At 67.8% G+C, this 13,566-nt stretch carries 14 protein-coding genes; 10 read left to right on the top strand and 4 right to left on the bottom strand.

From position 1 onward, the window contains the following. Positions 1-11 precede the first annotated feature (11 nt). Positions 12-2,342: an MMPL family transporter gene (locus tag N416_RS0113510; RefSeq protein ID WP_024442637.1), complete on the top strand. Its 2,331-nt coding sequence runs from the start codon at positions 12-14 to the stop codon at positions 2,340-2,342. Here N416_RS0113510 and N416_RS0113505 read toward each other — a convergent pair. Then, positions 2,318-3,745, bottom strand: a complete 1,428-nt coding sequence (locus N416_RS0113505) for a YdiU family protein (RefSeq protein WP_024442636.1) — start codon at positions 3,743-3,745, stop codon at positions 2,318-2,320. The genes N416_RS0113510 and N416_RS0113505 overlap by 25 nt on opposite strands. Before the next feature lie 88 nt (positions 3,746-3,833). On the opposite strand from N416_RS0113505, the gene N416_RS0113500 reads away from it, so the two are divergent. After that, complete coding sequence (locus N416_RS0113500; protein ID WP_155943371.1) at positions 3,834-4,619, top strand: hypothetical protein; 786 nt, start codon at positions 3,834-3,836, stop codon at positions 4,617-4,619. A gap of 75 nt (positions 4,620-4,694) precedes the next feature. Continuing rightward, positions 4,695-5,162: a hypothetical protein gene (locus tag N416_RS0113495; RefSeq protein WP_024442634.1), complete on the top strand. Its 468-nt coding sequence runs from the start codon at positions 4,695-4,697 to the stop codon at positions 5,160-5,162. A 10-nt stretch (positions 5,163-5,172) separates the two neighbouring features. On the opposite strand, the gene N416_RS0113490 is transcribed toward N416_RS0113495, so the two are convergent. Both N416_RS0113490 and N416_RS0113485 read right to left on the bottom strand, forming a co-directional pair. Continuing rightward, a complete protein-coding gene (locus N416_RS0113490) occupies positions 5,173-5,580 on the bottom strand; it encodes a hypothetical protein (RefSeq protein ID WP_024442633.1) in 408 nt (135 codons plus the stop codon). A gap of 66 nt (positions 5,581-5,646) precedes the next feature. Further along, the gene (locus N416_RS0113485) at positions 5,647-7,215 is read right to left on the bottom strand and encodes an acyl-CoA carboxylase subunit beta (protein ID WP_024442632.1); all 1,569 of its coding nucleotides are present in this window, start codon (positions 7,213-7,215) and stop codon (positions 5,647-5,649) included. Between the two features lie 88 nt (positions 7,216-7,303). Here N416_RS0113485 and N416_RS0113480 point away from each other — a divergent pair, with 88 nt between their 5' ends. The 5 genes from N416_RS0113480 to N416_RS21650 all read left to right on the top strand — a co-directional run bounded on the left by N416_RS0113480 (position 7,304) and on the right by N416_RS21650 (position 10,971). After that, the gene (locus N416_RS0113480; RefSeq protein WP_024442631.1) at positions 7,304-8,149 is read left to right on the top strand and encodes a class I SAM-dependent methyltransferase; all 846 of its coding nucleotides are present in this window, start codon (positions 7,304-7,306) and stop codon (positions 8,147-8,149) included. Positions 8,150-8,214: 65 nt separating this feature from the next. Then, positions 8,215-8,994, top strand: a complete 780-nt coding sequence (locus tag N416_RS0113475) for an acyl-CoA thioesterase II (RefSeq protein WP_036457976.1) — start codon at positions 8,215-8,217, stop codon at positions 8,992-8,994. A gap of 61 nt (positions 8,995-9,055) precedes the next feature. Further along, positions 9,056-10,288 (top strand): DUF4226 domain-containing protein, encoded by a 1,233-nt coding sequence (locus tag N416_RS22170; RefSeq protein ID WP_024442629.1) that lies wholly within the window; start codon positions 9,056-9,058, stop codon positions 10,286-10,288. Between the two features lie 20 nt (positions 10,289-10,308). Next, the gene (locus tag N416_RS0113465; protein ID WP_024442628.1) at positions 10,309-10,611 is read left to right on the top strand and encodes a hypothetical protein; all 303 of its coding nucleotides are present in this window, start codon (positions 10,309-10,311) and stop codon (positions 10,609-10,611) included. A 12-nt stretch (positions 10,612-10,623) separates the two neighbouring features. Then, positions 10,624-10,971, top strand: a complete 348-nt coding sequence (locus tag N416_RS21650; protein ID WP_024442627.1) for a hypothetical protein — start codon at positions 10,624-10,626, stop codon at positions 10,969-10,971. An 87-nt stretch (positions 10,972-11,058) separates the two neighbouring features. On the opposite strand, the gene N416_RS0113455 is transcribed toward N416_RS21650, so the two are convergent. Continuing rightward, positions 11,059-11,856, bottom strand: a complete 798-nt coding sequence (locus N416_RS0113455) for a hypothetical protein (protein ID WP_024442626.1) — start codon at positions 11,854-11,856, stop codon at positions 11,059-11,061. Positions 11,857-11,972: 116 nt separating this feature from the next. Here N416_RS0113455 and N416_RS0113450 point away from each other — a divergent pair, with 116 nt between their 5' ends. Both N416_RS0113450 and N416_RS0113445 read left to right on the top strand, forming a co-directional pair. Then, positions 11,973-12,647, top strand: a complete 675-nt coding sequence (locus tag N416_RS0113450) for an ankyrin repeat domain-containing protein (RefSeq protein WP_036457934.1) — start codon at positions 11,973-11,975, stop codon at positions 12,645-12,647. Between the two features lie 25 nt (positions 12,648-12,672). Beyond that, complete coding sequence (locus N416_RS0113445) at positions 12,673-13,548, top strand: oxidoreductase (protein ID WP_024442624.1); 876 nt, start codon at positions 12,673-12,675, stop codon at positions 13,546-13,548. Positions 13,549-13,566 lie beyond the last annotated feature (18 nt).

The raw sequence follows: 13,566 nt of genomic DNA, 5'->3' as shown, positions 1-13,566 counted from the left end.
AAGGTCACTACGTGCTGCACCGGATCGCCCTGCTGGCCCTCGCCGCTCCACGTCGCGTCCTGATCCTGGCCGGGCTGGTGATGGTTGCCGCGGCGGTGTTCGGGATTCCCGTCGCCGACAACCTGTCCGCGGGGGGCTTTCAAGATCCCGGTTCGGAGTCCGCGCAGGCCACCCAGTTGCTCACCGACAAGTTCGGCCAAAGCGACCAGCAGCTGCTGATTCTGGTGAGCTCGCCCGAGGGGGTCGACAGCGAGCGGGCCCGCACGGTCGGCACCGAGATCGCCGACGTGCTGCAGCGCTCGCCGCACGTCTTCAACGTCACCTCGCCATGGACGGATCCGCCGGCTGCGGCTGCCCGACTGACCAGCACCGACGGCTCCGCCGGTCTGATAGTGGCCAACCTGCGCGGCGGCGAGAACGACGCGCAGAAGTATGCCCGCACGCTGGCCGACCAGGTGGCCCACGATCGCGACGGGGTCAGCGTTCGCGCCGGGGGCGGGGCGATGGTCTACGCCCAGATCAATCACCAGAATCAACATGACCTGCTGCTGATGGAGTCGATCGCGATCCCGTTGAGCTTCGCGGTGCTGGTGTGGGTTTTCGGAGGTCTGCTGGCGGCGGCGTTGCCGGTCGCGCTCGGTGGACTCGCGATCGTCGGCTCGATGGCGGTGCTGCGGCTGATCGCGCTGGGCACCGACGTATCGATATTCGCGATGAACCTCACCACCGCGTTGGGCTTAGCGCTGGCGATCGACTACACCCTGCTGATCATCAACCGCTACCGCGACGAACTGGCCGAGGGTGTCGCCCCCGATCAAGCGCTGATCCGAACGATGAGCACCGCCGGGCGCACCGTGCTGTTCTCGGCGATCACCGTCGCGCTGTCGATGGCGGCCATGGTGTTGTTCCCGATGTACTTCCTCAAGTCGTTCGCCTATGCCGGGGTTGCGACGGTGACGTTCGTGGCGATCGCGGCGATCGTGCTGACTCCGGCGGCGATCGCTCTGCTGGGGCCCCGGCTCGACGCGCTGAACCTGCGCCGGCCGATTCGCCGGCTGCTGCGGCGACCCGAACCCGTCGTCAAGCCGATCGAAGAGGGATTCTGGTACCGGTCAACGAGATTCGTCGCCCGCCACGCGGTGCCGATCGGTCTGGCGGTGGTCACCCTGCTGGTGGCGGTCGGAGTACCGTTCCTCGGGGTCAAGTGGGGCTATCCCGACGACCGGGTGCTGCCGCGATCCGCGTCGGCGCACCAGGTCGGTGATGCGCTGCGCCAGGATTTCGCCGACGACTCCGACCGGGCCGTGCCGATCGTGGTTCGTGACGCGAACGGCGTCACGCCCGAAGAGTTGGATCGTTATGCCGCCGCGCTGTCCCGAGTGCCGGAGGTGTCGTCGGTGTCGGCGCCGACCGGCACCTTCGTCGGCGGCGGCCGGGTGGGCGATCCCTCGGCGGCCACCGGGATCAAGGACGACACCGTGCTGCTCACCGTGGCCAGCACCGCCCCGCTGTTTTCGCAGCGTTCGGAAACCCAACTCGATCTGCTGCATCAGGTACCGCCACCCGGTCAGCGGACGGTGCAGATGGGCGGGCTGGCGCAGATCAACCGCGACAGCGTCACCGCGATCACCGACCGGCTGCCGCAAGTGCTGGGGCTGATCGCCGTCATCACCTTCGGGCTGCTGTTCCTGCTGACCGGAAGTCTGGTGTTGCCGATCAAGGCGCTGATCCTCAATGTGTTGTCGCTGGCCGCCGCGTTCGGGGCGCTGGTCTGGATATTCCAGGACGGGAATCTGGGAGCGCTGGGCACGACCCCCACCGGAATGTTGGTCGCCAACGTGCCGGTGTTGCTGTTCTGCATCTCGTTCGGGCTGTCGATGGACTACGAGGTGTTTTTGGTGTCCCGGATCCGGGAGTACTGGCTGGCTTCGGGGCGCACCCGCGCCGACAACGACGAGAGTGTGTCGCAGGGCTTGGCGCATACCGCCCGGGTGATCACCGCAGCGGCACTGATCATGTCGATCTCGTTCGCGGCGCTGATCGCCGCGCAGGTGTCGTTCATGCGCATGCTCGGCCTGGGTCTGACACTGGCGGTGCTGGCCGATGCCACGCTGATCCGGATGGTGTTGGTGCCAGCGTTCATGCACCTGATGGGCCGGTGGAACTGGTGGGCGCCTCGTCCGCTGGCACGGCTGGCGCGGCGTTTCGAGATCAGTGAGAACGGCGGATCAAGGGGCCGCCATGCCGCGCCGCCGGGACTGCGGACCCCGCACGTGGCGTCGCATCATGGCGCGCATCGGGCTGCTGACCGGAGCCGTCAGGTCCCGCAGAAGGTGCGGTAGGACCCGAACTCCGGCGGTGCCGGAGCGGCGTATGCCGCCAAGCCGTCGCGCGGCCGGTAGGGCTCGGCGATCACCTCCAGCAGCTTCTCCACCGGCGATAGGTCGCCGCGCATCGCCGCCGTCAACGCCTGCTCCACCAGGTGATTGCGCGCGATGTAGACCGGATTGACCTGGTCCATCGCGTCGACATCAGGCTGCAGGGCCCGCCAGCGGCCCAGCCAGTCGCCGAACACCGCGGGCAGCGCGCCGGTCTCCCCGCGCCCGGCCGCCGCGAGCTGCCGGAAGAACGAGGTGTAGTCCACCTGGTTGTCGGTCATCAGCGCCAACGCCTGATCGATCAGCGCGGCAGCCTCCACACTGGCGGACAACCCGAATTTCGTCAGCATCCCCGCCGACCAGAGGCCGTGATAGCGCGGCATGAACCCTTCGAGGGTCTCCACCGCCACCGACAGGGCCAGCTCCTCGGTGGCGGCCAGCAGCGGCAGGATGGTCTCGGCGAAGCGGGCCAGGTTCCACTGCGCGACCAGCGGCTGGTTGCCGTAGGCGTAGCGCCCGGCGTGGTCGATGGAGCTGAACACCGTCGCCGGATCGTAGGCCTCCATGAAGGCACACGGCCCGTAGTCGATGGTCTCCCCGGAGATGGTCATATTGTCGGTGTTCATCACTCCGTGTACGAATCCGACCAGCATCCAGCGGGCGATCAGCGAGGCCTGAGCTTCGACGACCGCTTGAAACAGTGCGAGGTAAGGGTTTTCGGCCTGCGCGGCGCCGGGGTAATGCCGGGCGATCGCGTAGTCGGCCAACCGGCGCAGCAACCCCAGGTCACCGGTGGCGCGGGCCTGCTGGGCGACCAGCTGGAAACTGCCGACCCGCAGGTGGCTGGCCGCAACGCGGGTCAGCACCGCCCCGGGCACCGGGGCCTCGCGTTGCACCTGGGCTCCGGTGGCGACCACCGCCAAAGACCGGGTGGTGGGAATCCCCAGCGCGTGCATGGCTTCGCTGATGACGTATTCGCGCAGCATCGGCCCGACCACGGCCAAACCGTCGCCGCCGCGCGCGAACGGAGTCGGCCCGGAACCCTTGAGGTGGATGTCGCGCCGGTGCTCGCCGTTGAGTTCGCCGAGCAGCAGGGCGCGGCCGTCGCCGAGCAGGGGCACGTAGTTGCCGAACTGGTGTCCGGCATAGGCCTGGGCCACCGGAGTGGCGCCGTCAGGAACGTCGCTACCGGTCAACAGGTTTAGACCGTCAGAGCTTTTCAGCCAGGCCGGATCCAAGCCCAGTTCGGCGGCCAGGCCCTCGTTGAGCACCAGCAGCTTCGGCTCCGGTGGAGTGGCGGCCTGCCAGGGCCGCGCCAGTTCGGGCAACTCGCGGGCAAAGTCGGCGGTCAGTATCGGAGACGCCATCTGGCCAGCCTACGCAACGGGGGCTTTCGCGGGTTCCGGTCGCAGCCGCCGTATCCGCACCTGGGCGGCGACCGCTACCGTTGCCACGGTGACGGGACGGCGCCGCTGGGAGACGCTGACGACGGCGGCATGGCGGATCGGGACCGTTGTCGTGGTCGCCGCGATCTTCATCGGCCTGTACCAGGTGAATCGCACCCATCCGGCGCGCCCCGTGGTGCCGGTCCCGATGGCGCACGCGATCGGGCCCGGTATCGGCATCAACGTCTCCCCCGACGACGACCAAGCCGCTATCAGTTGCACCACCGGATTCCTGGTGCACACCCGCGACGGCCGGCCAGGACTCCTGGTGGCCGGGCACTGCAACCCGGGCGGCGGCCCCGGGCAGGTGGTGATCCGGCACGGCGGCGCGTTCGCCTATCGCACCATCGGCACCTTCACCGAGACCGTCAACGATGGCAGCAACTGGGATGACTACGACATCGGACTGATCACCCTGGACGATCCGGGCAAGATTCCCTTGACTTCGGTCATCTATGGACATCCGGTGGTCGGGGTAGCCGAATATGTGTCGGCCGGTGATGTGCTGTGTCACTACGGAATCCGCAGCGGCGGACCGCTGTGCGGGCCGGTAGTGGCCAGCGAGGCCAACAAGGTCCGGTTTGAAGCCGGCGGCACCTGCGGAGACTCCGGCGGGCCCGTCTACCGACTGCGCGAAGACGGCTCCGCCGAGGCGGTCGGCATCTACATCGCGGTGTCCGACGGCACCTACTCCGAGCCCAAGTGCGAAGACCCGCACCCCTTCTCGATAGCCCAGACCATCACACCGTGGCTGTCGGCCTGGGACCTGACTTTGGACACCACCACCGGCCGCTGACACGGCCGCAGCGGTACTGGCGGCGGCCACCCAATGCTCGTAACCTGGTGAAACCAGGTCCAGGAGGGCAGTGCGATGAGTGTGTCAGAACAATCTTCGGCCCGGACGCGGATGTTCGCCCGCGTGATCGGCCCGTTCCTACTGATCCTCACTTCGACCGCGATATTTCGCGCCCCGCAGGTGTGGGAACGAGTCTCGGACTACGGGACCGACCCGTTGTTGTTGTGGGTGGCCGGGGCGTTCACGCTATTGGCCGGCCTGGTCGTGGTGGCATTTCACCCGTATTGGCGCGGCGCGGCGGCGATCTTCGTGTCGGTGACGGGCTGGATCACCGCGATCAAAGGATTCGCACTGAGCGTGTTTCCCGACGCCGGGATGTCGACGGCAAACATTGCGATGCGCGCCGAAGGCTGGGCGCGCGCCGCCTACGTGCTGTTCGCACTGATCGGGCTGTATCTGACCTATGTCGGGTGGGCGCCGTCGCACAACCGGCCGGCGCCGCAACCGGCCAGCGGAGATCGGAATCTGCGCTCGGCTGCGTGACACGCCACCGCTAGCGGGTTGCCACCGCGCGAATTTCCCGCAACAAATGGTTCGTCGCGACGACGTGCAGCCGCGTCCCGATGACCAGGGCGCGATAGATGCCGCCGTGAAGTCCGGGGAAGGTTCCGTAGCTGTGGGCGTGGATGCGCGTTGCGTCCGCCTGGTCGTCGGTGAGTTCGAACACCAGCCGGTAGCGCGAGAAGCGATGCTGCCCGGCAAGTTCAAGACGTTGCAGCTCAACACTTTCGGCCACTTCGAAGCCGGCGCGGGGCTGCAACCCGAGCGGCGCGAGCAGTGGATTGCGTTCGTTGGCGGCCAACATGGCCTCGACATAGCGCCGCAGGGCGCTCCACACCACGGTGCGCGGCGCGTCTATCCGCAGCGTGTGCTCATCGATGTAGGGCAGGTCGATGGTCATGCGAATCACCTTGTCTGGTTCGGGGTGTGCCGAAATGCGTCGGATGCCACACAACGGCGCGGCTCTTTAGAACGTGTCGACGAACCTCCGCGGTGGCAGGTCGCGGCCGAACCCGGCGGACGCCGCCAGGGTGGCGATGATCAAGCCGCGCGTCTCCGCGGGGTCGATGACATCATCGATCTCGAAAAGAGTTGCGGCGTTGAGCGCTTTGGCATTCTCCTGTGCGATGGCGGTGGCGTGGCGGACGCGTTCCTCGCGCTCATCGGGATCGGCGATGGCGTCGAGTTCCTTACGCAGCCCCAGCCGGACCGCACCTTCGAGTCCCATCGGCCCCAGATGCACGCCCGGCCAGGCGACGGTCAGCAGCGGTTCGTGGAGACTGCCGCCCATCATGGCCTGGGCGCCCAAGCCGTAGCCGCGCCGCAGGATGACCGCGATCAGCGGCACCCGCAGCGCCGCGCCGGCCACCAACAGCCGAGAAGCCCTTCGCACCAGCGCTTCTGCTTCAGCGGCAGGACCGACCATATAGCCGGGGCAGTCGACCAGCGACACGATGGGCAGCCCGAAGGCGTCGCATAACTGCAGGAAACGTGCGGCCTTGTCGGAGGCGGCAGCGGTGATGGCCCCGGCCATCACCATGGTGTTGTTGCCGATGATCCCGAGCGTCCGGCCGTCGATACGAGCCAGGGCGGTGACCATCTCGGGCGCGAACTTCTCCCGCAGGAACGTCACCGAGTCAACGTCGGCGATGGTCTCGATGATCGGCTTGAGCGGGTAGGCGCGCCGTGCCCGCTCGGGGATCATGCTGCGCAAGGCGTTCTGGTCTGCCACCACGCCGGGGGCGGTAGCGCCTTGGAAATAGCCGAGGACTTGCTTGGTCACCGCGACGGCCTCGGCTTCATCGGCCACCACCACGTCGACGACGCCGTTGGGTGCCTGCACCGACAACGGGCCCACGTCATCGGGTGCGACGTGGCCCAGTCCGCCGCCGGCGATCATCGCCGGGCCCGCCATGCCGATCGAGGTGTCCGCGGTCGCGATGATCAGATCCGAGACGCCGGCGATCACCGCGTTGCCGGCGAAGCAGCGGCCTTTGACCACCGCGATACGCGGCACCAGACCGGACAGCTTGGCCCACAAAGCGAAAGCCGGAACGTCGAGTGACGACACCGTCGGATAATCGGTGTCACCGGGCCGGCCACCGCCGCCCTCGGCAAAGAAGACGGTGGGCAGGCGCATCCGTTCGATGAGCTCGAACAGACGGTCCTTCTTGAAGTGGCCGACCGCGCCCTGCGTTCCCGCCAAGACGGTGTAGTCGTAGGACAACACGGCGCAGGCGCCGCGTTCGGGTCCAAACAGTGCGCCGTTGATGGTGGCCGTTCCCCCCAGCAGGCCGTCGCCGGGGGTGTTGGCAATGAGGTCGTCGATGTCACGGCGAGCGCGTTGGGCTGCGATCGCGAACCGCCCGTACTCCACGAAGGTGCCGGGGTCGACCAGGTCGGCGATGTTCTCGCGGGCCGTACGGCCCCCGGCGGCGTGCCGGCGTTGCACTGCCTGCGGGCGGGCGGTGTCCTCGGTCAGCGCGCGACGACGCAGCAGCTCGAGGTGATCGTCACGCAGCGGAGCGTCGGCCATGTGGGATTCCTTCGCCGGGGTGTTGACCTAGACCAACATCATGGGCCGCGCGGCGTCCACCCCGACTTTCGGCCCCTACCCTGAGGGCATGGCGAACGAGGAACAGCAGCAGGCCTGGGCGGCCCAGGGTATCGACTGGGTGGACAACGCAGCGATCTTCGAGGCGGTGCTGGCACCGTTCGCCGACGCGGTCTTGCAGGCCGCCGGCATCACTGCTGGTGAGCGGGTGCTCGACATCGGCTGCGGCTCGGGCACCTTGCTGCAGCGCGCGGCGACCCTGGGCGCCGTTCCGTTCGGCGTGGACATCTCCGAGCCGATGGCACAGGCGGCGCGCCGGCGGGTACCGGCGGCCACCGTGATACTCGGCGACGCCCAGACCATCGACCTGCGCGCAGCCGCGGACGGGTCCTCGTTCGACCGGGTCGTCTCCCGGTTCGGGGTGATGTTCTTCGACGATCCGGTGGCCGCATTCACCAACATCCGCCGCGCGGCGGCTCCGAGTTCCCGGCTGGCGTTCGTGTGCTGGCGCGAGGGCGACAATCCGATGTTCACCGCGGGCATCGACGTCCTGGCCGCCAAGTTGGAGACTCCTCCGGCTGCGCTGGATCCCACGACGCCCGGCCCGCTGGCCTTCGGCAATCCCGAGCGGGTGCGCGCCGTCCTGTCCGACGCCGGCTGGAGCGACATCGGGTTGGAACCGTTCGACGGGACCTGCAATTTCGGGATCGGCGGTAGCGATGGCGTCGAAGAACGGCTGGCGTTGATCCTGGCCAACCGCACCGGGCAGCAGGCCCGCGCCGAACTGGAGACCAGGCTGGGCGCCGACGGCTGGGCCGGCGTGGTCGAGGAGCTGCGTGACGAGCTGCGCCGGCAGCGGGTCGACGGTGTGGTGCAGTTCCCGGGCCGCACCTGGGTGGTCACCGCGATAGCGTGACCGATGTCGTTCCACCCACCCGAAGGATCTCCGTGACCGCCTCCTCGCACCCCTTCGACCGTGCCATGCAGTTCGAGACCGTCGACGCCGGGACTTTTCGTGGTGTGACCCAGCCGGAGTGGGCCAACATGGTCGGGCCGTTCGGCGGGATCACCGCGGCGGTGTTGCTGCGCGCGGTCGAATCGCACCCCGAGCGCATCGGCGATCCGCTGGCGCTGTCCGTCAACTTCGCCGCGCCGATCGCCGACGGCGAGTTCGACATCTGCGTGCGCGCCGCCCGGACCAACCGTAGTAACCAGCATTGGGTGCTCGAGCTGCGCCAGGGTGACGAGGTCAGAACCACCGCGACCGCGCTGTTCGGCCTGCATCGCGACACCTGGGCCGACGACGAAAGCCACCCGCCGAGCACGCCCGCTCCCGAGGACGTCGCCCCCGGCCGGTTCGTCGATGCCATCGTCTGGGCCAAGCGCTACGACATGCGCTTCACCGACGGCCCGGTGCCACTCAGGGCCGTAGCGCCCAGCGCATCGTCGACCACCACATTGTGGGTGCGCGACGCCGAGGACCGGCCGCTGGACTTCGCGGCGTTGGCGTGCCTGTCGGACGTGTTCTTCCCTCGGGTGTTCTTGCGCAGCGGCCGGTTCCTGCCGGCCGGCACCATCTCGCTGACCACCTATTTTCACGCCGACCAGGGCGAAATTGATTCGCTCGGAAGCGATTTCCTGCTGGCCAGCGCGCACGCCAATCGATTTTCACGCGGCTACTTCGATCAAAGCGCGCACCTGTGGTCTCGGGCGGGCCGGCTGCTGGCCAGCACGCATCAGCTGGTGTACTTCAAGGACTGACGCTCAAGACGCGGCCTCGGGTGAATACCGGAATCGCCGTCGCTGAACTAGCGTCGCGGGTATGCCCGAGGAACTCGGCGCCCACGCCGATGCCGCGCGAGCACGCGAGGATGTCCTGGCGCGGCGACTGCAGAGATCCACCCAGGCCGACCGGGCTTTCCTGGCGACGGTGCGCGGTGCCACGCAGGTGGCCCTGCGGGGTCGCACACGACTCGACGGCATCGAGGCCGAGATCCGCGAGGCGTTAGCCCACAATCGCGCGTCGGCGTTGAACACACCCGCGGGAGCCCGGCAGTTCCAGCGGTTCCTGACCGCCAAGACCCGCGACATTCATCAGGTGATCGCCGACACCGTCGTGGACAGCCACGCCCGTGCGCAGGCAGTGCACTCGCTGGGCGGCGGTTACGTGGCCGAGGACCCTCGCAGGCGCGGCGTCCAAACCGTCGACTACGTGACGCACAAACGGTCGCCGGCAACCGCCGATGAGCGCCGGCTCAATCAGATCGATGCCTTCCGGGAGTCCTTCGGCCGCGACCCGATATCGACCTCGGACTGGGCGACTGCGGCCGTCCTGGATCCGGAGACGTACGACCCGAAATTCCAGGGGGTGCAATCCGAGATCCGGGTGGCCCGGATAGATCCGGTGCCCGGACAGGGCGTGGTGCGCGCGTCGCAGTGGATCCCGCAGCGCGATGTCAAGAGCGGCTTCTTTTCTCGCGACTTCGGCAACAATCGTGGACCCGATGCGCGCTTTGATCCCGAGGACACCAAGGTCACCACCTACATCGACTACGAGAACGGCATCGTGGTGATGCGACAGAACCCCTCGGTTGAACTCAACGGCAGCGGCGGCCCTGGCAAAGTGGCAGTCGGTGTGCCCCAGGGCAGCATCTGGCAAGCCCCGGATGGATCGGTGCGCATCAAGTACGACGCGGGGAACCCGCTGGTGCCCGGCTTCACGACGGACGCGCACGGACCACTGCGTGACAATCGGCTCAGCGTCAACGGCGATCTGGTGTTCACCCCGGGACACGACGGCGTCTACATCGACGGGACCCGTACCAATTATCCGTCGCTGGAGGTCTACCAGGATCTGCCGAATGGCAGTACCCACACGGTGTTGATCGATCCGGCGCACTCGGGTAATACCTGGCTGGGCCCGGTCACCAATCTGCCGATCCACCACGAGGTCGGTGTCGGCAGTTCTCGGTTCGCCGCGTTCGACGACGCGGCGGCTCGTGATTTCGGGCCGGTCTATGCGCCGCCATCCGTCTCGTCGAGACCAATCAGCTAAGCGCCGTCGAAGGAGCCGTCATGGCCACCACCAACCCAACAGCCCGCTACGGACCCCGCGGCTTCCTCGCCACGCTGGCGACCATCGCGATCGTCGAGACCGCGACGTGGGCTTGGCTGCCCTTCTGGTTCGCCAGCATCTTCTTCTTTGTGCTCGCAACGGTAGTGGTGGTACCGACCGGACTGTTCATGCGGGAACTGCCCGACACCGCGAGCCAGGTCGGGCGCGGGATCCTCATCGGATACCTCGCAACTCCCCTGACCATCGCCGCCACCGTCATCCCCGCCACCGTGATCTACCAGCTACTGCAGCATCTGCACTGAGAGGACTCGGCCATGCTCAATCGACTGAGGGCACGAATTCTCGTTCAGGACAACGAGGTCTGGCGAACGGCCACTCGATCAGCGCCGATCGTCGTCCAGATCGTGTTTGCAGGGGCGTTCGGCGTCGGATGGCTACTGGGCCACTTGCCGATAGACAGCCATGCCGGCTATCGCATCATGCTTGCCGCCACGGTCGCCATCACAACCGCCGCGTCGCTGCTGATCGCCGCAATAATCTTGCGTTCCGAGTCACCGCGCCGGCGCGGCCTGGGGCTGGCCGTGGGCGGGTCCGGTCTGGCCCTGGCGGCCGGCGGGTTGCCATGGGCACTGATTTTTTTGTCGCTGGTGGACACCATATGAGCTACCCGACTGTCGAAGCACTGCGGCCCAAGCGGTTTCAGCGTCGCAATGGCCACCATCCCCTGGCCGTCATCCCGCCCGTTGTCGTCACCCAGCTACCGCATCGGGCCTGAAGTCACCGGGACGCCGCGGGCCGTCGTACTTGCCGTTGAGCAGCTTTGACACCGTGCCAGGCTTCCAGGGCCGGCCAGTCGGCGTGCGCTGCCCGGCCGAGTTGAGCACCCGCGCCGTGGCCGCCTGGGTGACACCGCATCCGTCGACCAGCCAGCGCACGTAGCGCTCCAGGTGCTCCTTGCGTTCCGGCCACGGCACCGAGGGCGAGGGCAGGACCGGGGGCCCCGGGTGCCGGCCCGCCCTGTTGGCGCCGGACGGGATGCGCCGCACCGCCTGCGGACCGCGGACCGCTCTGAGCGCCAGCTCGATCTCCCGGCTCAGACTCTCGGCACCCTCGGCAGCCAGCGCCGCCTGATCGAGGTCGTCGACGGCCCGGACCTCCCGGCGCAGCGCGAAGTCGATCTCGTTCATCCCACCCTCGGTAGGCGCCTCGAACAGTTCCCGGGTCAGCCGCAGGTTCAACCCGTGCCGTTGCAGTACCAGGCTGATCCGCCGCAGGTGCTGCTCGCGGATGAAATCCGGGCCGGGAAACGGCACCCAGACATCCATCCGGCCGCCGATCGCGCGGCCCAGCGCGGCGACCACCGCGTCGACCTCGGTCAAGTCGTCGGTACCACCGGCCGCCCCCTCCTCGAAGCCGAACGCATCGATAACCACGCAGTGCTGGCGGGCGGCATCGGTAGCCAGATCGGCGCGGTGATCGACAGTCTCACGGTCACCGAGCAGCAGCACGCGCGTGACGACCGACGGTCTGTCTGCAGAGTCCGACATTGTTGCCTCCCGCTCGGTGTTTCTCGTGTGAGGAATCTATCGGCAGGCACCGACAACCTTTGTCGCTCAACCTCGCCCGAGGGCAGTTGTCAGACCCCCTCGCTACGGTTCCGGGCATGGACGAACCCCCTATAGCTTGGCCCGGTGTGCTGGAACCTTCACTGATGTCGGAGGAGACCGTCACAGCCGGGCACAAAATGGCCGACGCGGCCGAGGCCGGCGACTGGCCGGCGTTGTTCGATCTGCTTGATGCCGACCCGGCGCTCAGCGCCAACCAGTGGCGGCCCGGCAGCACCGACTGGGTTACTCCGCTGCACCAGGCAGCCCGTCACGGCGCACCGACGAAAGTCGTTGCGGCGCTGATTGAACGGGGTGCACTACGTTCACTGCGCGACGCCAGGGGCTGGGCCGCGCGCGACGTGGCATTCGCTCACCGGCACCCGATACCCCTGATCAGCCTTCTTATCCCGCCGGCTTCCCCGCTGTCGATGGAACGGACTCGGGCTCTGGACGCCAACCTGGAATGGGTGATCCACGGCAGCGTTCGTGCCGCCGGCATCCTCGATGGCCACACCGACCGCGATCTGAGGCGGGTGCTGCGCCTTCCCCCGGTGGCGGTGCTGCATGAGGCGCCCGGCCGGTCGGTGCAGCTGGTGATTCCGCGTATTCCTGGCGGTATTCGGGTCACCTTGCGTGCCGACTACTTGGAGACCGCCGGGGCCGGGCAACGCCACGTGATCACCCACCGCGGCGCGGTGTTGGTCGCCGAAGACGGTGCGGGCACCGCCTAGTCCAGCGGCAGGTACCGTGACCAGCATGTCTTTCAGAATCGCGGACACCCCCGATCAGTCCGGCCGCACTTTCGTGGTGACCGGCGCCAACGGCGGCCTGGGTGAGGTCGTCACCCGCACCCTGGCCGCCAAGGGCGCCAGCGTGGTGATGGCGTGTCGCAACACCGCCAAAGCCCAGGAGATCGCCGACGGCATCGACGGTGACGTCACGGTGGCGGCGCTGGACCTGGGCAGCCTGGCCTCGGTGCGCGACTTCGCCGCGCAGCAGGGCGGCTTCGACGTGCTGGTCAACAACGCCGGAATCATGAACATCCCGATGCGGCGCACCGTGGACGGCTTCGAAACGCAGTTCGGCGTCAACCATCTGGGACACTTCGCGCTGACCGGCCTGCTGTTGGACCGGATCAGTGACCGGGTGGTGACGGTGTCGAGCATCGCGCACAAGCAGACCCCCAAGTTCTGGGTCGACGACCTCAACTATGAGCACCGCCCCTACCAGCGCAACCTCGCCTACGCCCAGTCCAAGCTGGCCAACCTGATGTTCGCCCGCGAGCTGCAGCGGCGCCTGGTTGCGGCCGGCTCGCCGGTGCGCTCCTACGGCGTGCACCCCGGGGTGTCGACCACCGACCTGTTCGACAACGACAAGACCATCGTCGGGTTGATCGCCAAGTACGGCCTGCCGCTGGTCGGCCAGCCGCCGGAGCGGGGCGCCGAGTCGACCCTGTTCGCCGCGACCGTTCCCGACGCCGACCCGGACATCTACTGGGGTCCCACCAAGCTGAACCAGTCCCGCGGCCCGATGGGGCCGTGCCCGTCGAACAAGCTGTCCCAGGATCAGCGACTGTGGCGCCGGTTATGGGAGGAGTCGGAGAAGATGACCGGGGTCAGCTACCCGCTCTAGTCGCTGCAAGCCGGGCAC

It is taken from the genome of Mycobacterium sp. UM_WGJ (genome assembly GCF_000455125.1).
Lineage (GTDB): Bacteria > Actinomycetota > Actinomycetes > Mycobacteriales > Mycobacteriaceae > Mycobacterium.
Note: the sequence above shows the minus strand (reverse complement) of the source record. Positions and strands in the feature narration are given on the sequence as shown.